Genomic DNA, 18,607 nt, shown 5'->3' on the forward strand with positions numbered 1-18,607 from the left:
AGCGCAGTAGACGGTGCAGCAGAGCCGGCAACTGGGCCGCCTCCGACCTGGGCAGCGGGGCGGTGAGATGCGCGTCCGCTTCGGTGATCAGTTCCCAGGAGCTGGACAGGACGGTCCTGCCCGTGGCGGTGGGCGACAGCTCGTAGCGCCGGCGGTCAGTTGGACAGGACCGGCGCTCGACGAGGCCGCGGGCCTCCAGGTGGTCGACGATCTCGACCATCACCGCCCCGCTGGTTCCCAGCTCGTGGGCGACGTGCTGCTGGGAGCACGGCGTGTCGTTCGTGATGACGGCAAGCGCGCCGACGTGGCGTGGGGTGATGCCCACTGGTGCCAGGAGACGAGACGCGATCGTGTGGACCCGGTAGTGCGCGTGGACGACGAGGAAGGTGCTTCGGCCGGTGAGCGCCTCGGGTAGCCCGGACGGGTGACCCGGCCCGACAAGGATCCGGAGCAGCAGGCCGTGCAGCCGTTCGCGCTCCGGCGGGGTCAGGCCGGCGGTGAACAGCCGCTCGGCGGCTTCGAGCCCGGGCCTCATCGCGGTCAGCCGCGCCCGGCCGGCGTCGGTGGGCACAAGGACGTAGCTACGTCGGTCGGCCGGGTTCCGGCGACGCTCGACCAGGCCGGCCTGCTCAAGTCGGTCGACAAGTTTGACCATGGCGGTCCGGTTGACGTCCAGCCGCTCGGCGAGCCGCTGCTGGGACGAGTACGCTCCGTCGGCGTCGATGGCGACCAGCATGGCGTACTCGCGCGGATGCTGGCCCGGCGCCAGCAAGGCCTGTGCGTCCGCTCGCGCCCGCTCGTGCGCGAGCCGCAGCAGGTACCCGACCGAACCGGCGAGCACCGCCGGGACGTACGTCGATCCGCCCGGCTCCGCGGCGCCGACCCCGGCTGCCCCGGCAGCGTTCACCGGCACGGCGTTCACCGGCACGGCGTTCACCGTCGCAACCGCCGGCTCGCGCTCCCCAATCATGCATCCCTCCGGCCGTCAGGCGTGGCGGCCACGCTCGGCCTTGTCCCTATGGTAGTTGATAGTTAGGCTAGTTGATAGTTAAACAAGTATCTGTAAGAGGCCTGTCTGGGGAGGAACCGTGCAGAGGAAGTGGTGGACGCTCGCGGCGGTCTGCATCGGCGTCTTCATGCTGCTGCTTGACGTCACGATCGTGAACGTGGCGCTGCCGGACATCGGGCGGGCGTTCGGCGCCTCGCTGTCGGACCTGCAATGGACGATCGACGCCTACGCTCTGACGTTGGCCGCCCTGCTGCTGACGGCCGGCTCGCTGGCGGACCGGTTCGGTCGACGGTTGATGTTCGCCGTCGGCACGGCCATGTTCACCGTCGGGTCGTTGCTGTGCGGCCTCGCGCAAACCTCGCTGTTCCTCATCCTGGCCCGGGCCGGGCAGGGTGTCGGCGGTGCGATCATGTTCGCGACGTCCCTGGCGCTGCTCGCCGACGCGTTTCGCGGCCGCGACCGCGGGGTCGCCTTCGGGGTCTTCGGGGCCGTCACCGGCGTGGCGGTCGCTGTGGGCCCGGTCCTCGGCGGGGTGCTGACCAGCGGGTTGTCCTGGCGATGGATCTTCTTCGTGAACCTTCCGGTTGGCGTTGTCGCGGTCGCGATCACTCTGCTCACGGTCGCCGAGTCCCGCAATCCGCACGCCGGTCGGGTCGACTGGTTCGGCCTGGTGACGTTCTCCGGCGCGCTCGGCGCGCTGGTCTACGGGCTCATCCGCAGCAGCACCGACGGCTGGAGCTCGGCCCAGGTCGCCGGGTGCCTGATCGGGGCGGCTGTGCTGCTGGTGGCGTTCGGCGTCGCCGAGGCCGTCCAGACCCAGCCGATGTTCGACCTCACCCTGCTGCGTAAGCCGACCTTCGACGGGGGTTTGTTCGCCGCGTTCGGGCTGTCCGCCAGCCTCTTCTCGATGTTCACCTATCTCGTGCTGTACATGCAGAGCGTGCTCGGCCTGTCGGCCGTCGCCACCGGCATCCGCTTCCTGGTGCTCAGTGGGGCGATTTTCGTGGCCGCCGCCATCGCCGGACGGCTCACCGAACGCGTGCCGGCCAAGCTGCTCATCGGCCCGGGCTTCGTGGCCATCGGCGCGGGCCTGCTGCTCATGGGCGGCCTGACCGTCGACTCCGGGTGGACCCACTTCATCCCCGGTTTCATTGTCGCCGGTGTCGGCGCCGGCTTTGTCAACGTTCCGCTCGCCTCCACCGCTGTCGGTGTGGTGGCGCCGGAACGCGCCGGCATGGCGTCCGGGATCAACACGACCTTCCGTCAGGTCGGGATCGCGACCGGTATCGCCGGCCTTGGTTCGATCTTCAGTGCCCAGATGCGCGACACCGTCACCGTCAGCCTCGCCGGTACGCCCGTGGCCCAGCAGGCTGGCCACATCGCCCAGGCGGTGTCAGGTGGTGGCATCCAGGCGGCGGTCGCGGCCGCACCGCCGTCCGCCCGCGCCGCGATCGGTGTCGCCGCGCACGCCGGCTTCGTCGCCGGGCTGAACGAGGTTCTGCTGGTCGCAGCTGTTACGGCCTTCGTGGCGGCGGGACTGTCGCTCGTCCTCATCCGACAGCGTGACTTCGTCGTCCGCGGCCCGGCCGGTGGTGGCGACGGTGGCGGTCGTGGCCCTGGCGGGGACGGCCAACCGGCTCCGGTGGGTGCCGCACGGGTCAACGGCTGAGTCCGGTGATTGTCTGGACCCCGGCCCAGACCGGGCAGTTCCTCGACACGGCGGAGACGGACCGGCTCTGTCGCCGCAAACCCTGGGGAGTTCCCGGATGCCGGCGACGCCGTCCCGGCCGGACACTCGACCTGAACAACACAGATCGAGATACGTCGATGTCGGTCGACGCACCGAGGAGGTCAGCGGGCGCGTGACGCCAGCCGAGCACATGACGGCCCGGTCGTCGGCGTCGCCGGCCGATGTGGCGGGGGCAGGTCTGACCGCCGCGCCGGGAACCGGGCCGTCCGGCGGCTCCCCTGGCCGGGACGGGGGTGGGGACGCGACACAGTCGCTGGTCGTCGTGGACCGCGCATGGGACCAGGACAACCCCCATGACGAAGAGGACAAGAAGTCCCGCGCGGTTAGGCTCACCTTCCGGGACGAGCTGAAGGGACTGCTCTGCGGCGCTGTGGGCAACGACCCCGCGACCACCGGAAAGCGCGCCTGGGACGTCCCGCCGGGGCCGACCGACACCTTCATTCTCTACTTCGATGACAAAACCGTGCTGGACGTCTTCGTCCTGCTCACCTGGCGGGGGACGAAGCCTTGATACCACCACGCCGGAGGTCGGCATTACCGATCATGCCGGCCGACGGGATGTCCCAGCCATCCCGACTTCCAAGGAGCGGTGGGTTATGTCCCTGACCTGGACCGACCTCCTCATGGAGGATTTTCGGCAACAGCAGAACAACCTGCAGAACCAGTACCAACGTATGCATAATCGTCTCCAGCTCATCATGGGCCTGAACACGACGCTGCTCCCCGCATTTGGTGCGACGGCGGCGGCGGTGGGCGAGGCTGACTGGCGGGGGCGAGGCGGCCCCGCTGCTCCGGCGTAGGGCGACAGACGGAGCGTCCGTGCCAGGGAAGTGAGCCCAATGGTCATCGGATGGCGTTGTCTGCGATCGATGTCAGCGCGAGGCCTGTCCAGCCCCGCGCGACGGGTTCGGCCTGGGCGTTGGCGACGACCGTGCCGTTGCGGCGGGAGACGTACTGATACCCCGTGTAGCGGACCGTGCGGTAGCGTCCATCCTCCCGCGACAGTTCGGTTATGTTGCCGGTGCCGCCCGTGTCTACGAGCTGCTGGTAGGAGCGGGCGCCGTCCTCGTCGGGCATCTTGACCCAGGAAACGGCGACCAACACGACGTCGCCTTTTTTGTCCCGGACCTCGAACTGTGCCCGGTAGAGAGCGGTGCACGGCCGTCGCAGGAAAAAATCATGGACTATCCCGTACGAGTGCTCGGCACAGTCGCTGCCGTCGTACTGCAGGTGTCCGGTGGCCCGCAGACCGTGCCGGGCCAGCCGGACCTCGGTGGACCGGAGGTCCTGCGTGCTGATCTCCACAGTGGGGCGTTGCGACGACCCGCGGGGACGTTCCCCGGACCTGGATAATGATCCGGCTGATGATGCCGACGACCGGGCCGTCCGTGGTGCCGCCGCTGGCGGCAACGGTGCCGCTCGCGGAGACGGTGGTACCGACAAGGGCTACTGCGACGCTGACCGTGACGAGGACTCCCGGCCCTGTTCTCCTGGCCGGCTCACTCCCACCCGGGCTTCCAGTCGCCGGGTCTATCCCGCCGATCCGCCTACCGGCCATGTATAAATCCTCTCGAATCTCGTCGGATGGTTTCCGTGTTCGGGCTTGCAGCCTTAGAGCGACCGGGCGAGGATGTAGACGGCGACACCGACGGCAGTAATCACCACGCATACGATGATCCCGTAGATGCTCAGCGCGTTTCTGAACGTGACGTTCCTCGGCGCGGAGGTCAGGGCGGGTGCGGGGTTTGGCATACGGCGCCCGCGGACCAGTCGTAGCATTGTCGGTAAGGGAGACGCCGGGTGACGCGGGTCGAGAACGGCTGACAGGTCGCGGGCCTTGTCCAGCCTGTGCCTGTCACACCCCGTGAATTTCCCGTTGACCAGCGCCCGGCACGTCTCGTCGCCGGCCGTTCGGGGCCGAAACGCACCGCAGATGGTGGGCCAGGCGAACAGTCTTATACCCAGTACAACGGCGATGTAGGCCGGCACCGCGAACCACAGCCCGAACGACGCGAGCAGCCCGGCAAGAACGGCCCCGACGCCAGAGCCGGCTCGAAGCGTTCTCCGCCGCTGGCGTCGGGTCATCTGCACCCTACCCTCCGGTCCGCTCATTGAATTTTTCACGGTTGCGGTACGGCGCAGGTCGGGAGCGAACAAGCTCAGGAAACAACGCCTTCGCGGGCGCCCCCGGCCAGCCTGAGTTTTCATCAAAGAATAGCGGCTCCAGACGGTTACGTACGGCTACCTGAAGGTCGGGCTGACGCGCCTTTCGGGGAAGCCCGCTGGTCACTGCCTTGAGGGCGCCGGCTTACGGCATGTTGGATGTCGGAAATCCGACTGCCGGAACACACGTACAGCGTTGGAAAAACTCACCGTGGCGCTGGCCGGGTGGGCGTAGGTGCGCCAGGCCGCGGCGGCGAGAAAGGTCAGTTGTTCGGCCAGTCGCAGGGCGTCGCTGCCGGCGGTTGCCGTGGGCAGCGTGGCGACGGTTGCGGCCAGGTCGCCGGTTCCGGTGGCCCAGGAGACGACGACCGCACGCCGGGCGGGGTCGTAGGCGTACCGGCTCATCGTCCGGCACCGACTCAGCTGAGGACGACTCGTCGGTCACCGAAGTCGGCGATAATCTCGATTTTTCCGCCGAGTGCCTCCACATAGGCCCGGATGGTCGACAGCCCGGCGCGATCCAGCGCGCCACGCTCAAGATCGGACACGGACGGCTGCTTGACATGCATCCGCTCCGCGAGTTCGACTTGGGTGAGACCCTGCTCCTCGCGGATCTCCCGCAGCCGGTAGGCGCGTACCTCGGCGTCGATCTGGGCGCGGTGCTCCGCGACCCTGTCCTCGCGAGGAGGTCGCTTGGCCCGAGTCTCGTTCCAGGTACTTGTCACGGCCAGGCCTCCCGTTGCCTCAGCGGTCATAGTCACCACGCAGCCAGCCGTCATACCGGTCGTCGGCGAGTTTGATGTTTCGGACATACCAGCCGCTCCAATCGCCGGACTTGTCGCCACCGACGAGGAGCACCGCCCGTCGCGCCGGATCGAAGATGAACAGGACACGTATCTCGCTCGATCCGGCAGATCCGGGACGTAGCTCCTTCAGGTTGTGGTGGCGAGAGCCCTTGACCAGGTCGACCAGGGGACGACCCAGCGTGGGACCGTCGTCGGCGAGCTTGTCGATCGCCGCGGCGACCAGGTCGTAACTGTCGTCGTCGAGATCCAGCAGCCATGCTTCGACATCGTCGAGCAGCCGCACATCCCAACGCATGCACCCAGTATAAGACACAACCTATACTGGGTTCATGCGTTGGGACGATGTCAGGTTCTACGGCCCGTGCCAACGCCGCCCCGTCGTGGCCTTCCTGCCCGCCGGGCCGACGGCCGTTCTTCTTCTGCAACGACTTCGGGGCCGGTTCGCCAGCCCGTCCGAACTCGGCGGCTTCGAGGAGTTCCGGCCATTCGAAGCCGCGGTCGAACATCTCCACGGGCTTGGTCGCCATGCCGCCCTCATGTTGATAGCTCTACTTATTATAGCTGGAGCTATCCATCCTGCCCTGAAGGTGATCGTGCCGCCGAGAGGGCGAGGATCGCGCGATGGTCGATCATGTAGGAATGGGCAAGGTCCCCCTCGGATACTCTGAGTTTACGGTTTGGTGTGGTGTGTCGGTAGACCGGCGGTGGCCCACGCTCGGAATCCGCCGATGACGTCGGTGGCGTGCTGCAGGCCGATGTCGTGGAGGGAGGCTGCGGCGAGGCTGGATGTGTAGCCTTCCGAGCACACGATGATGATCTGCAGGTGGTAGCCGGTGGCCTCGGGGAGCTTGGCGTCGCTGGTGGGGTCGAAGCGCCACTCGAGTACGTTCCGTTCGACGATCAGAGCGTCGGGGATCTTGCCTTCGGTCGCGCGTTGTGCGGCCGGGCGGATGTCGACGATGACCGCGCCCTGCCGGCGTGCCTGGTCTGCCTGGGTGGGGGTGAGCCGCATCAGTCTGGATCGGGTGTCGGCGAGGATCTGTTCGATCGTTCGGGCCCCTGCCGGGGGCTGCGGGGTAACGGTCACCAGTCGACTCCTGCTCGTTCGCGGCCGATTTCGACGAGTCCCGCGTGTGGATCCAGGGCGTAGCGTCGCATGAACTTCAGCGCTGGCGTGTAGACGTGGATGCTGACCGCCGGGGCGTTGGCGGTGTTGCTGATGTCGTGGACGTGGGCGGGGCCGAAGGAGCGGACCTGACCGGGGGCGAAGGCTGTTGGACTGGCGAGGGCGGTTGGGCGCAGGGGTTCGGACCGACCGGGGACGACGGTCAGTTCGGTGAGGACGCCGGCCACGACCGTGAACGCGCCCGCGCTGTCGCCGTGGTCGTGCAGGTCGGTGGACTGGCCGGGTAGCCAGGTCAAAAGCCATGCCTGGTAGTCGGATGTGGCGTCCAACAGCATGGACGATCGGCGGGTCGGGTTGAAGCGAACCAGTGGTGTCCAGTTGTCCCGGTGTGCTACGAGTCGGCGGACGATCAGCGCGAGGTCCGTCGGGCGGCGGCTGCTCACGCAGGCGTGGGCGGGCGGCGCCGTGGTCATGCCGCTGTGGTCGAGGTCGAGGTCGACGTCCACGGGTGCAGCGGTGGTCACGAGACGGTACCTCCAGAGGTGGGACGGGTAGCTGGCACAGACACGGCAGGCATGGCTGAACGCTGTGACGGCCGGTGACGGCGGTAGGTCCGTGGGGCGTGGGGAGGGGAGCCCGCGGTGAGGCAGCGGCGGGAGTGCTCCTGCGGCGAAACGGCTTCCCCGATCAGGTTGGCGAGGCCACCGTGGTCACCGTGGCAGGCCGAAAACGACGTCGAAAGGTCGAACGTCGGGTGCCGGACGCCGGGAGGCAGGCCGGCTGCGACTACTGTCAGTCACACTCGCCGCAATGGATCGGGCAGTCTGGCTTGAGTGAGCCAGGGGCCGTATGATCATTTTTTGCGCCCCGCCGGCGGCCTTCGCGGATCGTCCTGGCTACCGGGTAGGCATACGACAGCGCAGACACAGTGCGCTGGCCACCCGTACGTAGTCGACGTGCGGGCGGCTGACCAGGACGGTGCGACCGCTCATGACCTGTGAGGCTAGCGGAGCACGGGGTGCATTGTCGACTTTCTCAGTGGAGAATTTGGCGAGTGATCGGTGGGTCTGGCGGCCGCCGCCAGTCTGTCTATCATTGTGGCGTAAATCACTTGTCTACTTCTTGACTTGACAATGTCGATTTACCGAGAGTGCTGGGTGTGCTCGCTTCTTCGCGTCTGACCCGCCGCCGCTGCATCGACTTCGGGCGGAGCGCGAGCAGCCGCTGTCGCTGATCCTCCAGCCCGTGCCCGCTCGGGAGTCTGCACCTGGACGAGTAAGAGCGCCCGGCAACCCGGGCCTGAGGCGGCCGACATCCGCTTTAGACCTACCGATGCGAAGGGAAGGCAGCGCCATCAGCACCAGATACATCATCATCGGGGCGGGTGCCGTAGGTGCGACCGTCGCCGCGCAGTTGGACGGGGCCGGCATTCCGGTCGTCGTGGTGGCCAGGGGAGCGAACCTCGCCGCGTTGCGATCCCAGGGGCTGCGCTACATCCGGCCGGACTCCGACCGGCGGATCGCGCTCGACGTCGCCGGTGGGCCGGACGAGGTCGACCTGCACGCGGACGATGTGCTGGTGCTCGCCACCAAGTCGCAGGACTCTGAAGCGCTGCTACAGCAGTGGGCATGGTGCCCGGTGACCGTGCACGGCGCCGTGCGCACGGCCGCGGAGGTACTGCCGATCCTGTTGCTGCAGAACGGGCTTGAGAACGCTCGGACGGCGTTGCGGCGGTTCGCCATGGTGGTCGATGCGGTTGTTCTCATCCCGTCCTCGCATCTGCGGGCCGGAGAGGTCGTGTCCCCGGGCGCACCGATCGCCGGTGCTTTCTACCTCGGCCGCGCGCCGCATGGCAGTGATCCGGTCGTGGAGCGCATCGCCGCGCAGCTGCGCCGGGGCTCGTTCGCCGTCGGGGTGGTCGGGGACATCGACCGCTGGAAGGCCGGCAAGTTGCTCGCCAACCTGGCCTACAATCTTGATGCGCTCTACGCTCCCGGTGAGCTGCGCGACGCGGCGGCGGCTGCACTGGTGGACGAGGCGCGGGCGGCGTTCGCCGCGGCCGGGATCGCGGCCGTAGATGTGGCGGCGGACAGCACTCTTGACCTGTCCCAGCTGGTCGTGCACGACGTTCCCGGCCACGAGCGGCACAGCAGCTCAACCTGGCAGAGCCTGGCCCGCAGCGGGTCGGTGGAGTCGGACTTCCTCAACGGCGAGATCGTGCTGCTTGCCCGCCTGCACGGCCTTGACGCACCGATCAATGCGGGGGTGGCGCAGCGGATCGCCACCGCGGCGCTCACCGGGACGCCTCCCGGCAGTCTCGACCAGGCCGATCTCGCGGCCCTGCTGGCGTCGGCGCGTCGGCCGAGCGACGCCAGTGGACCCCCGAGCAAAGCGGGCGGGACAATCGGCGAAGCCTCCCGCCAGTGGAGCGATCCAAGAGGACCCGAGCTCCTTCCAGCGGTGCTCGTCGACGCGAAGCGACTGCACGATGAGCTGGCGTCGGCCGCGCCGCCGCTGCTGCTTGACGTCCGCTGGACGCTGGGCGACCCGCGCGGGCGTGACCACTACCGGGAGGGCCACCTGCCGGGCGCGGTCTACGTCGACCTCGACACCGAGCTCGCCGCCGCGCCGGGCGGGATGGCCGGACGCCATCCGCTCCCCGACGTCGAGGCATTGGCGCGGTCAGCCCGCGGCTGGGGCCTGACCGCCGGGCGGCCGGTTGTGGTCTACGACGACAACGGGGGACAGTCCGCAGCGCGGGCGTGGTGGCTGCTGCGCTGGGCGGGCGTCGCCGACGTGCGTATCCTCGACGGCGCTCTGGGCGCCTGGCGGGAGGCCGGCTTCGAGATCGAAGCCGGCGAGACCGTTCCGGTTCCCGGGGACGTCGTGCTCACCGCGGGAGCGCTGCCGACCCTCGACGCCGACGGCGCCGCCCGGATGGCCCGCGAGGGCGTCCTGCTCGACGCCCGCGCGCCGGAGCGCTACCGCGGCGAGGTGGAGCCCGTCGACCTGCGCGCGGGACACATCCCGGGCGCGGTCAGCGCGCCGACGGGGGACAACCTGGACGAGAAGGGGTATTTCCTGCCTCGGGCCTCGTTGCGTGCCCGGTTCGCGGCGCTGGGTGTCGGTACGTCGGAGCCCGTCGGGGTCTACTGCGGGTCCGGGGTGACGGCGGCCCACCAGATCGCCGCGCTCGCCGTGGCCGGGTTTGAATCCGCGCTGTTCCCGGGCTCGTGGTCGGCGTGGTCGTCCGACCCTGACCTGCCCGTCGCCACCGCAATCCAGGAACCCCATCCTCCGGTCGCGCGGGAAAGCCCAGAACGCTTCGGTGCACGGGGCTGAAGGATGTGAAACTGATGCTGCTATCGAAGCATCGGATTCACATCGTTGAGAGCCGGTCGGAGAGCCTGGTTTGTGGGAACGTTCCCGCGCTGGATGTGGTGGAACACCGACGGAGCGGTGTCTTCACGCCTACGAGTCCCCATATGCTCCGGTGCGGCTCACCGGGTGGCTCGCTCCGGCCGGGCATGAGCGAGCAGGAGGGTGACGTCGTCGTCGTAGCCGCCACTGCGGTTGATGAGCGTCAGAAGCCGGTCCGCGGTGGCGGACAGGTCGGCCGTTTCCGACAGGACGCGCAGCAGCCGTCGGCAGCCCTCGCCGATGTCGACGGCGGGGGATTCGACCACGCCGTCGGTGTACAGGGCGAGGGTGGATCCGGCGGGGAACCGGTGATGTGTTTCGGTGAACGTCTGCTCGTCGACGCCGAGGATGATCCCGTGGGCGCCGTCGAGGAGTGCGACGGTGCCATCAGGATGGCGCAGGGCCGGGGGCAGGTGGCCGCCGTTGACCACGGTCAGGGTGGCGCCGGCCGGGTCCCAGATCACGTACAGCACGCTGGCGAAGGTTTCGATGCTCCGGGTGACGGCGTCGAGTTCGGTCATCACGGCGGTGGGGGGCAGGTCGAGACGGGCGAGGGCCCGGGCGGTGGTGCGCAGCTGCCCCATGGCGGCGGCGGCGCCCAGGCCACGGCCCATGACGTCGCCGATGACCAGCGCGATCTGTCCGGCCCGCAACGGGAGGACATCGAACCAGTCGCCACCCACCTCGGTGCCGCTGGTGCCGGGTTGGTAGCGCCATGCCAGTTCGAGACCTTCCACGGTTGGGATGTCGCGCGGCATGAGTGCGTGTTGTAGCGTCAACGCGGCGGTTCGCTGGTGGTTGAAGGCACGCGCATTCGCGATCGCGCTCGCGATCCGGCTCCCCAGTTCCGCCGCGGTCTGGACATCCTGTTCGCCGTAGGGCCGCGTCGCGGTGACGCCGAACCCCACGCTTCCGAGGTATTCCCCGCCGACCAGCAGCGGCACCACGATCGCGGACCGAAGCCGGAAGTGCCGGATCACCGCGGCTACGCGCGGCGCGGGGGAGGCGTCGAACAGCCTGTCGTCGATGTCGATGCGGACCGGTTGGCCGGTGATGAATACCTGCCCCGACGGACGCCCCTTCACGTTGATCATTTCGCCCGACTGTGGAAGGTCCAGATCGGGAGGCGGTCGGGGTAGATTCGAGGAGTGGGCCCATACGACCCGGCGGAGCATGAGCGGGTCGGGGTCGGCATCCAGGGGATAGGGCTCGTCGGCCAGGTACAACTCGCAGATGTCGGCGAACTCCGGGACGACGAGCGTGACTATCTCCCGGACTGTTGCGGACAGGTCCAGCGACGCGCCGAGCAGCCCGCTCGCCCGGCTCAGTAGCAGCAGCCGCCGCTCCACCGCGTCGCGTTCGGCCTGCGCGCGGTGTTCGTCGGTCACGTCCACCGCTGCCACACCCATCGCGACTCTGGCTCCTGTCGAGTCGTGAAGAGGGTAGCGGCAGACCCGCAGGGCACGCTGGTCCGACGGGTCCGACGGCATCGCCGTGGTCACCTCATCGTCGATGATCGCCTCACCGGTCGCCATGACCAGGCGGTCCAGCTCCGCATTGACAGGGTCGAGGTCCGGGAACAACTCGGACACACGCCTGCCGATCGCTTTCTCGGCGGACAGGCCGAAGGCCCTGACCCAGGCCTGGTTCACGGCTCGGATCCGCAGGCCGCGATCGATGACCGACAGTATGATCGGCGCCGCGTCGAACACCTGCGAACAGAGCAGCACCTCTTCCCAGCGGCCCGATGTCGGCGGGACGGGCCAGCCAGGCCGAGACGTACGAAGGTCCTCGGGCGCCTGACCGCCGGGCTGCGGCATCGGGTTCATGTCGGGACCGGTCCTGCCAGGGACATGAGCTGCCGGTCGTCGCCGGAGGCTCGGGCGGGTAGAGACGCGTACAAGTGTGGGACACGTCCATCTTCTGCGCGAACGGGAGTACCGGCACCGCAACGGCACCTGGCGGTGGGGGGTGGCTCTTGGGCATATCTGATGGATCATCGCCCGCATCGACCAACATCCATCAGCACGCCCTAGCGGTTGGTGACTTTCAGTCCCGTAAGTAGCTGGTCCACGGCGGCAACGGCTTGGTCCTTCGCGGCGGCCGGGTCGTCGGCGCTGGCGATGAACAGGGCCGCCTCGTCAATGGCGGCGAGCAGGATGTGGGCGAGAGCGTTGAGCGGTTGGGCAGGCACGGTTCCCTCTGTCACCGCGAGGTCGAGGAGGGCGTGGATCGCGCCGAGTCCGTAGCGTTCTTCGATCGCTCGCCATTCACGCCAGCCGAGGACGGCGGGTCCGTCGATCAGCAGGATGCGCTGTACCTCGGGTTGGAGTGACGCGTCGAGGAATCCCAGGAGGCCGTGCCGGAGGCGGGCGAGGGCGTCGCCGCTGCTGCTGGTGGTGGCGGTATCCGCCGCGGCGAGGACGTCCTCCTCAACTTGCTCGAAGACAGTGAGGAACAGCGCCTTCTTGTCGGCGAAGTGGTGGTAGAGCGCCCCTCTGGTGCCGACGCCGGCCGCCGCGACGACTTCCTCGGTGCTGGTGTCGAAGTAGCCCTTCTCGACGAACAGCCGCCGGGCCGCCGCGACCAGGGCGGAGCGCGTGGCCTCCGCGCGTTCCGCGACCAGCGCCGCTCGCACGGCACTGCGGGATGTCGACGTCCGTTGACCGCTGTCCACCTCTCCAGTATGGTCCGCCTACAGGTTGTATGGGCAACATACAGTCTGTATGTCACTGAGTGTACTGAAATGGGGACGTAATGAGTGACTCAGCCCGTATCGTCCGCGAGTTCTGCGACCTGATGGCCAAGCGTGACCCTGCTCTGCTGCGGCCGTTTCTCGCCGGGGACGCCGTCTACCAGAACACCGGCATGCCTGCGGCCGTCGGCGCCGCAGCCGTGCTGGACGACCTCGCCGGCCAGTTCGCCATGTTTCCTGACGCCTACGAGTACAAAATGATTAATATGGCGGTCGATGGCGACGTGGTCCTCACTGAACGCCTTGACATGATCCGGACTCCTGACGGTGTGAGGGGCGTTCCGGTCATGGGTACCTTCGTCGTCCGTGACGGTGTAATCACCCGGTGGACCGACTACTTGGACACAGCGCTGCCCGCCAAGATGATGAGCGGCGCGGACACCAGCGCGCTGGTCCCCGCGACCTACTGACCATCGACCTGGCGCGGCCTTCCCGGCGGGGCTTAGACAGGCAGCGCCGGGAACGGGCAGCCCCGGAAGGGCACTCCCACCCAGCGCACCAGCCCAGAACGCATCGGTGCACGGGGCTGAAGGATGTGAATCTGATGCTGCTACAGAAGCATCGGATTCACATCGTTGAGAGCCGGTCGGGTAGTAGTGAACCGCCCCGGTCGGCACGGCTGCGCTCACCGGAGTGGGGCCGGCAGGCTGAGGCCGACCACTGATCGGGGTGACCGCGCCGGGTGCTGCCTTCGTTGACGGCCTAGTCGATGATGTCGGACTCCTGACCCACTGCCAGCCAGTCCGCGTAGGACAGGCCGGTGATCTGCTCGAGTCGGGCGATGTCCTCGACGAAGTACGGCAGGACAGCTCGGCGCTGCTCGGGGGTGAGCTGCGGCCGGCCTCCACGCTCGCGCTGCAACAGCGTCAGCAGCGGTCCCCGGGCCACCTTGCGCAGCGACACGGGGAAATGCTGGCCGACCTTTCCGCCGTTACGCAGCAGCGCCCGCAGCATCGCGTTGGTACGGGTGTCGGCGACGAAGGGCGTCACATTCTCGGATGGCACCGCGTCGAGCAGGCCGGTCTCGACGCCGAGGAACTCGCACACTCGGTCCAGCGTGGGGACCGGGGAGTCGCGCAGGTCCCGGTAGCGCAGCAGCAGCACCTGCTCGCGCGCAAATCGTCGGAACAGGTGGTCGAGCTGCTCGCCGTAGCGTCCCTGGGAGACGTAGTGCCAGAAATGCGCCCACCCATCGGCTTTGCGGCCTTCCTCGAGCGCACAGGCACGGACGAAGTCACGTTCAGCCTCGAGGCCGGCGGCCCACAGGTGCGTCCAATTCGAATGTGCCCGGTCGACGGGGTTACGCAGCAGGACGACGAGCTTCGCCTTGGGGATGATCCGTTCGATGCGGTTCTGCGCGTCGAGGTCGTAGAGGTAGAACGGTGTGGCCTCACCGAGCAGCGCCCCGTCGGGCGCCGGGGCGAACAGCGCTTCGTATCCTGCCTGTTTCCAGACGTGTTCGGAGTAGGTCTGGGCGTCACCCGGCCCGCCTCGCGCCGGCGGCGGCCCGTCGGACAGGAAGAACTTCGGCTCCTTGACCGAGGGCAGGAACAGCTGCGGGTGGCGGCTCAACGCGGCGTGGAGCGCGGTGGTGCCGGCTTTCGGCACACCGATGACGAGGAAGTCCGGGAGAGGCATCGACGGAAACGCTCCTCTGACATCATCTGACGTCATGCGCAGTGAGATATGGTAAAGAGGGCTTTTGATATCGGGTAGCCATGACCGAATCAGCACGAGTGGGAAACGGGACGGCCCACGGGGCCGGGCCCACACCCGGCTGACTGCGGTCACCAGCAGCGTGGGGAGTCAGCCCGCGTAAGCGACCAGGCCAGGTCGACGGCTGGCCCGGCGTTCGGGTGCAGCACCGCACCGGCAGGCTCTAGTAGAGCACGCGCGCCGACTTCTCGTCCATAGTCGACTAATCCAGTCGAGAAAATTGGATCACGAGATCCGGTGGACCCGGTGCCCGGCGATACGCACACCTTGTTCACTCGAACAGTAGGCTTCGCCGCGTGGTGACATACCAGACTGCGCGAACCGTGCCCAACGTGCCGCTGCCCCGATGGGAGTCGGCGGCGACCGCGATATCTCCTCCCGGCGACGGACCGGGCTTCTGGGCGGGGGCGCCGAGCGCACTGTTGGTGGATGGCATCTTCTACCTTGCCTACCGGCTCCGACGGCCGATCGGCCAGGGCCGCGGGTATGCCGTGGTGATCGCCCGGTCAGCCGACGGGGAGCATTTCACCGAGATCGCCACCATAGGCCGCGAGCTGTTCGGGGCCGACTCACTTGAACGCCCCGCGTTGGTGCTGACACCGCAGGGAACCTGGCGGTTGTATGTGAGCTGCGCGACCCCGGACAGCCCGCACTGGTGGGTCGACGTCCTCGAGGCGGACACACCGTCGGGGTTCGACCCGGCGCGCCGCCGTACCGTCCTGCCCGGCGACGCCCGGACCGCGGTGAAGGATCCTGTCGTGGCCTGGTTGGACGGCGAGTGGCATCTGTGGGCGTCCTGCCATCCACTCGACGACGCCGACGCAACCGACCGGATGGACAGCCGTCACGCCACCAGTGCCGACGGAATCTCCTGGAGCTGGCGCGGCACAGCACTCTCGCCCCGCCCCGGCGGTTGGGACGGACGCGGCGTCCGGATCAGCGCCGTGCTCGTGCATGGCAGGCAGCCGGTCGCCCTCTACGACGGACGGGCTAGCGCAGAGGAGAACTGGTCCGAACGCACCGGGCTTGCCGTCGGCGTCACCGTGGACCGTTTCCACCCGGTCGGGGACAGCCCGGTGGCGATGTCTCCACACGGCGACGGTGCGCTGCGCTACATGAACGTCGTTAACCTTCCGGACGGGGGTGCCCGGCTGTACTACGAGGCATCCCGACCCGACGGCGCCCACGAACTGCGCACCGAACATCAGCCACCGCAGCAGATATAACGGTAGCTGACAGTCGCACGTCGGCGTCGGCCCGTCGGGGCAAAGGCCCAGAGCGTCGGGATCACGTCCCGGAACGTCCGCCGGTGGTCCCCACTGAATATGACGACCAGGTCCGGGTCGAAGTCGTCGATCGTCGCCCGGGCAGTGTCCCAGGCGGCCCAGATGCGTTCCGGCGGCGGTAGCGGCCACTGGTCCGCCTGTGCCCGCGGCGGTAGGGCGTGTGACGAACAGACCACCAGGCGTCCTGGATGAGGTCCGGGGCTATCAGGTGCCTCCTCCTCGGTGATCCTCAGCGACCCTGTCGTGCCAGCTTGCCGGCCAGCCGGGACGGGAGGGTGACCCCTCGATTGGCGCTGGCCATCGTCGTGTCGCCGGAACGCGCTCGTGGGACCGCACCGGAAGTGACGTGCATCACGTTAGAGGCGCTTGATCTGTGGCTGATGGTAACCGGGTGAAGTCCTTCAGGTCGCATGTCTCCACCCTGGCGGGTGAAAATGCCTTGAAGGTCAGGCATTGCTGCACCGAGGACCGACATGCCCGGCAGGTGGGACGCGGTACGACTCGATCTGTCACGCATGTTCGGGCTGTTGACGCCACGGTGGTTGATCGGGCAATGTTCACCTATGCGGTCGAGATTCCTCCCCGTAGTCTGCCGTTACGTGGACTACCGGCGAACGTCCAGCGCTCTCTGTCGCTGACAACTGTCCGCTGACGGCCCGTCCCGTCCTCCCAGGTTGACAACGGGTCCGGATCCCGCGTCCTGAGGTATTCGCGCGCAGCCTGACCGTCTCCGTTTCTCCGGTGTCTGGCAGCGCCCATCCATCATCCTTTCGCCGAGGACACACATCCGGGCGCTCCAAGAGTGCCCGGAAACAGGGGCGTGGATGAAGGAGAGGGTTGGGGTGCGTGCATCGCGAGGAAAATCTTCGAGTCGCCGTGGCCGGTTTCTCGCCACTGTCACATGTCCAGTCTGTCCATTTTGTTCTGCAGTCCTCTGCTGCATGCCCACATACGTAGAAAGGACAGCGGCCTCCGTGAACGCACAACCGCGAGCCGAATCAATGCTTATCGGACGCCGCGGCTTCCTCGGTCTCGGAGCGCTTGCCGGCTCCTCTTTCCTGCTTGCCGCCTGCGGCGCGGACAGCGCTGCGGCCCCGGGCGCCGGCAAGGACGGTGGGACGTTGCGGTGGGGATGGGCGCTGCCCACATCCTGGGACCCGGTGACCTCCTCCGCAGGGTGGGACGTGCACGCCCTCTCGCTGGCCTACGCGGGGCTCACCAAGCTGGACGAGAAGGCCAACGCGGTGCCGGCGCTGGCCACGTCGTGGAAATACAACGCGGACGGCACCCAGATCACCTTCGATCTCCGCGCCGGACTGACTTTCAGCGACGGCACACCGGTGAACGCCACCGCGGTCAAGAAAAACCTTGAGCGGGGCCGGGATTTCAAGGGTTCCCTGATCGCGCCGCAACTCGTCAATGTCAAGACGGTGACCGCGGACGATGACGCCCGGACCGTCACGATCCAGCTGGCCGTCACCGACTACCAGGTTCCCAGCCTGCTTGCAGGGAAGACCGGCATGGTGGTGAGCCCGACCGTGTTCGAGAAGGACGCGAACTCACTGGCCACGAAGCCGGTCGGTGCCGGGCCGTTCCGGCTCACCGAGTATGTGCCGAACGGGTCGGCGAAGCTCACCCGCTTCGACGGATACTGGGACAAGGCGAACATCCACCTGGATAATTTCGAACTGTACCCGCTCCCGGACAAGGCAACCGTGATCGCCGGGCTGCAGTCCGGCCGGTACGACGTCGCCCAGATCCCCGGCAACCAGGTGGCCGCAGCGAAGGCGGCCGGGCTCGAGGTCCAAATCATCCCCTCGCTGGTCGTGACCGTCCTCGACGTGAACAACGCGAAGAAACCGTTCGACGATCCGCGGGTGGTCCAGGCGTTCAAACATGCCATCGACCGGAAAGCCATCGTCGAAACGGCGGCCTTCGGGTTCGGCGAGGTGAACTACCAGCCCTTCCCCAAGGGGTATGTCGGGTACAACCCGGCCTTGGAGAACGAGTTTCCCTATGACCCGGACAAGGCCAGGAGCCTGCTTGCGGAGGCCGGCTACGGAAGCGGGCTGGAGATCACGCTCTCCGCGTACGACCCGGCCGGACTGCCGGAACAGATACAGGCGCAGCTCGCCAAGGTCGGTGTCAAGGTGACCATCGAGGCCATCCCGCAGGCCCAGTTCACCCAGATCGTCTACGTCCAGCACGCGAAGGCGTTCGTTGCCGACGGGTTCGCCGGCCGGGACTCCGCCGTACAGGCGTTTCAGGTCTTGTTCGGGGATACGGGCCTGATGAACCCCGGCCGATCCACCCCGCCGGTACTCAAAGCCGCCTTGCAGAAGGTGCAGGGAACCCCGCTGGACGATCCGTCGTACCCGACCGTTCTGCAGGCCGCCACCAAGATTGCCGTAGAGGAGATGTCGAATATCTTTCTCTACACCCAGCCCCGCATTCTGGCCCGGAAGAAGAACGTGTCCGAGCTCGGCAGCTACCTGATGGCCCAACGATTCGAGGGTGTCCGGGTAAGCTGACCGGCTTCTCGACCGTCGGGATTCATTGACCGGCCTGACTGATTG

At 67.7% G+C, this 18,607-nt stretch carries 20 protein-coding genes; 7 read left to right on the forward strand and 13 right to left on the reverse strand.

The genetic code is table 11. From position 1 onward, the window contains the following. A partial coding sequence (locus U9983_RS03290; RefSeq protein ID WP_322752596.1) for a MarR family winged helix-turn-helix transcriptional regulator occupies positions 1–970 on the reverse strand: 970 nt, incomplete at its 3' end. Between the two features lie 118 nt (positions 971–1,088). Between U9983_RS03290 and U9983_RS03295 the strand changes: the two genes are divergently transcribed. From U9983_RS03295 to U9983_RS03305, 3 genes are all read left to right on the forward strand, one after another. Continuing rightward, a complete protein-coding gene (locus tag U9983_RS03295; protein WP_322751479.1) occupies positions 1,089–2,678 on the forward strand; it encodes an MFS transporter in 1,590 nt (529 codons plus the stop codon). A 193-nt stretch (positions 2,679–2,871) separates the two neighbouring features. Then, positions 2,872–3,270, forward strand: a complete 399-nt coding sequence (locus tag U9983_RS03300) for a hypothetical protein (RefSeq protein ID WP_322751478.1) — start codon at positions 2,872–2,874, stop codon at positions 3,268–3,270. A gap of 85 nt (positions 3,271–3,355) precedes the next feature. Then, positions 3,356–3,559, forward strand: a complete 204-nt coding sequence (locus U9983_RS03305; protein ID WP_322751477.1) for a hypothetical protein — start codon at positions 3,356–3,358, stop codon at positions 3,557–3,559. A 43-nt stretch (positions 3,560–3,602) separates the two neighbouring features. Here the strand turns inward: U9983_RS03305 and U9983_RS03310 are convergent, their stop codons facing one another. The 8 genes from U9983_RS03310 to U9983_RS27700 all read right to left on the reverse strand — a co-directional run bounded on the left by U9983_RS03310 (position 3,603) and on the right by U9983_RS27700 (position 7,846). After that, positions 3,603–4,064 (reverse strand): hypothetical protein, encoded by a 462-nt coding sequence (locus U9983_RS03310; protein ID WP_322751476.1) that lies wholly within the window; start codon positions 4,062–4,064, stop codon positions 3,603–3,605. A 306-nt stretch (positions 4,065–4,370) separates the two neighbouring features. After that, positions 4,371–4,844, reverse strand: coding sequence for a hypothetical protein (locus tag U9983_RS03315; RefSeq protein WP_322752597.1), 474 nt, complete (start codon positions 4,842–4,844; stop codon positions 4,371–4,373). Positions 4,845–5,045: 201 nt separating this feature from the next. Next, the gene (locus U9983_RS03320; RefSeq protein WP_322752598.1) at positions 5,046–5,327 is read right to left on the reverse strand and encodes a hypothetical protein; all 282 of its coding nucleotides are present in this window, start codon (positions 5,325–5,327) and stop codon (positions 5,046–5,048) included. Positions 5,328–5,341: 14 nt separating this feature from the next. After that, entirely contained in the window at positions 5,342–5,647 is a 306-nt protein-coding gene (locus U9983_RS03325; protein ID WP_322751473.1) for a helix-turn-helix domain-containing protein, read from the reverse strand. 19 nt (positions 5,648–5,666) lie between these two features. After that, positions 5,667–6,023 (reverse strand): type II toxin-antitoxin system RelE/ParE family toxin, encoded by a 357-nt coding sequence (locus U9983_RS03330; RefSeq protein WP_322752599.1) that lies wholly within the window; start codon positions 6,021–6,023, stop codon positions 5,667–5,669. Between the two features lie 375 nt (positions 6,024–6,398). Beyond that, on the reverse strand, positions 6,399–6,740 hold the full coding sequence (locus tag U9983_RS03340) for a rhodanese-like domain-containing protein (RefSeq protein WP_322751481.1): 342 nt from the start codon (positions 6,738–6,740) through the stop codon (positions 6,399–6,401). A gap of 71 nt (positions 6,741–6,811) precedes the next feature. Continuing rightward, positions 6,812–7,378 (reverse strand): cysteine dioxygenase family protein, encoded by a 567-nt coding sequence (locus tag U9983_RS03345; protein ID WP_322752600.1) that lies wholly within the window; start codon positions 7,376–7,378, stop codon positions 6,812–6,814. A gap of 372 nt (positions 7,379–7,750) precedes the next feature. Next, positions 7,751–7,846 (reverse strand): putative leader peptide, encoded by a 96-nt coding sequence (locus tag U9983_RS27700; protein ID WP_416210996.1) that lies wholly within the window; start codon positions 7,844–7,846, stop codon positions 7,751–7,753. A gap of 340 nt (positions 7,847–8,186) precedes the next feature. Between U9983_RS27700 and U9983_RS03350 the strand changes: the two genes are divergently transcribed. Beyond that, on the forward strand, positions 8,187–10,196 hold the full coding sequence (locus U9983_RS03350) for a rhodanese-like domain-containing protein (protein WP_322752601.1): 2,010 nt from the start codon (positions 8,187–8,189) through the stop codon (positions 10,194–10,196). Between the two features lie 158 nt (positions 10,197–10,354). On the opposite strand, the gene U9983_RS03355 is transcribed toward U9983_RS03350, so the two are convergent. Beyond that, positions 10,355–12,094, reverse strand: coding sequence for a SpoIIE family protein phosphatase (locus U9983_RS03355; protein ID WP_322752602.1), 1,740 nt, complete (start codon positions 12,092–12,094; stop codon positions 10,355–10,357). A gap of 212 nt (positions 12,095–12,306) precedes the next feature. After that, positions 12,307–12,951, reverse strand: coding sequence for a TetR/AcrR family transcriptional regulator (locus U9983_RS03360; RefSeq protein WP_322751274.1), 645 nt, complete (start codon positions 12,949–12,951; stop codon positions 12,307–12,309). An 80-nt stretch (positions 12,952–13,031) separates the two neighbouring features. On the opposite strand from U9983_RS03360, the gene U9983_RS03365 reads away from it, so the two are divergent. After that, on the forward strand, positions 13,032–13,439 hold the full coding sequence (locus U9983_RS03365) for a limonene-1,2-epoxide hydrolase family protein (protein ID WP_322751275.1): 408 nt from the start codon (positions 13,032–13,034) through the stop codon (positions 13,437–13,439). 292 nt (positions 13,440–13,731) lie between these two features. On the opposite strand, the gene U9983_RS03370 is transcribed toward U9983_RS03365, so the two are convergent. Then, on the reverse strand, positions 13,732–14,667 hold the full coding sequence (locus tag U9983_RS03370; RefSeq protein ID WP_322752603.1) for a sulfotransferase: 936 nt from the start codon (positions 14,665–14,667) through the stop codon (positions 13,732–13,734). A gap of 374 nt (positions 14,668–15,041) precedes the next feature. On the opposite strand from U9983_RS03370, the gene U9983_RS03375 reads away from it, so the two are divergent. After that, the gene (locus U9983_RS03375) at positions 15,042–15,971 is read left to right on the forward strand and encodes a hypothetical protein (RefSeq protein ID WP_322752604.1); all 930 of its coding nucleotides are present in this window, start codon (positions 15,042–15,044) and stop codon (positions 15,969–15,971) included. Here the strand turns inward: U9983_RS03375 and U9983_RS03380 are convergent. Continuing rightward, a complete protein-coding gene (locus U9983_RS03380) occupies positions 15,950–16,207 on the reverse strand; it encodes a hypothetical protein (protein WP_322752605.1) in 258 nt (85 codons plus the stop codon). The two genes, U9983_RS03375 and U9983_RS03380, sit on opposite strands and share 22 nt — an antisense overlap. A 798-nt stretch (positions 16,208–17,005) precedes the next feature. On the opposite strand from U9983_RS03380, the gene U9983_RS03385 reads away from it, so the two are divergent. Then, positions 17,006–18,562 carry an ABC transporter substrate-binding protein gene (locus U9983_RS03385; RefSeq protein ID WP_322752606.1) on the forward strand — a complete coding sequence of 519 codons (1,557 nt, stop codon included), beginning with the start codon at positions 17,006–17,008 and terminating at the stop codon, positions 18,560–18,562. Positions 18,563–18,607 lie beyond the last annotated feature (45 nt).

It is taken from the genome of Protofrankia sp. Cas3 (assembly GCF_963555955.1).
GTDB lineage: Bacteria > Actinomycetota > Actinomycetes > Frankiales > Frankiaceae > Protofrankia.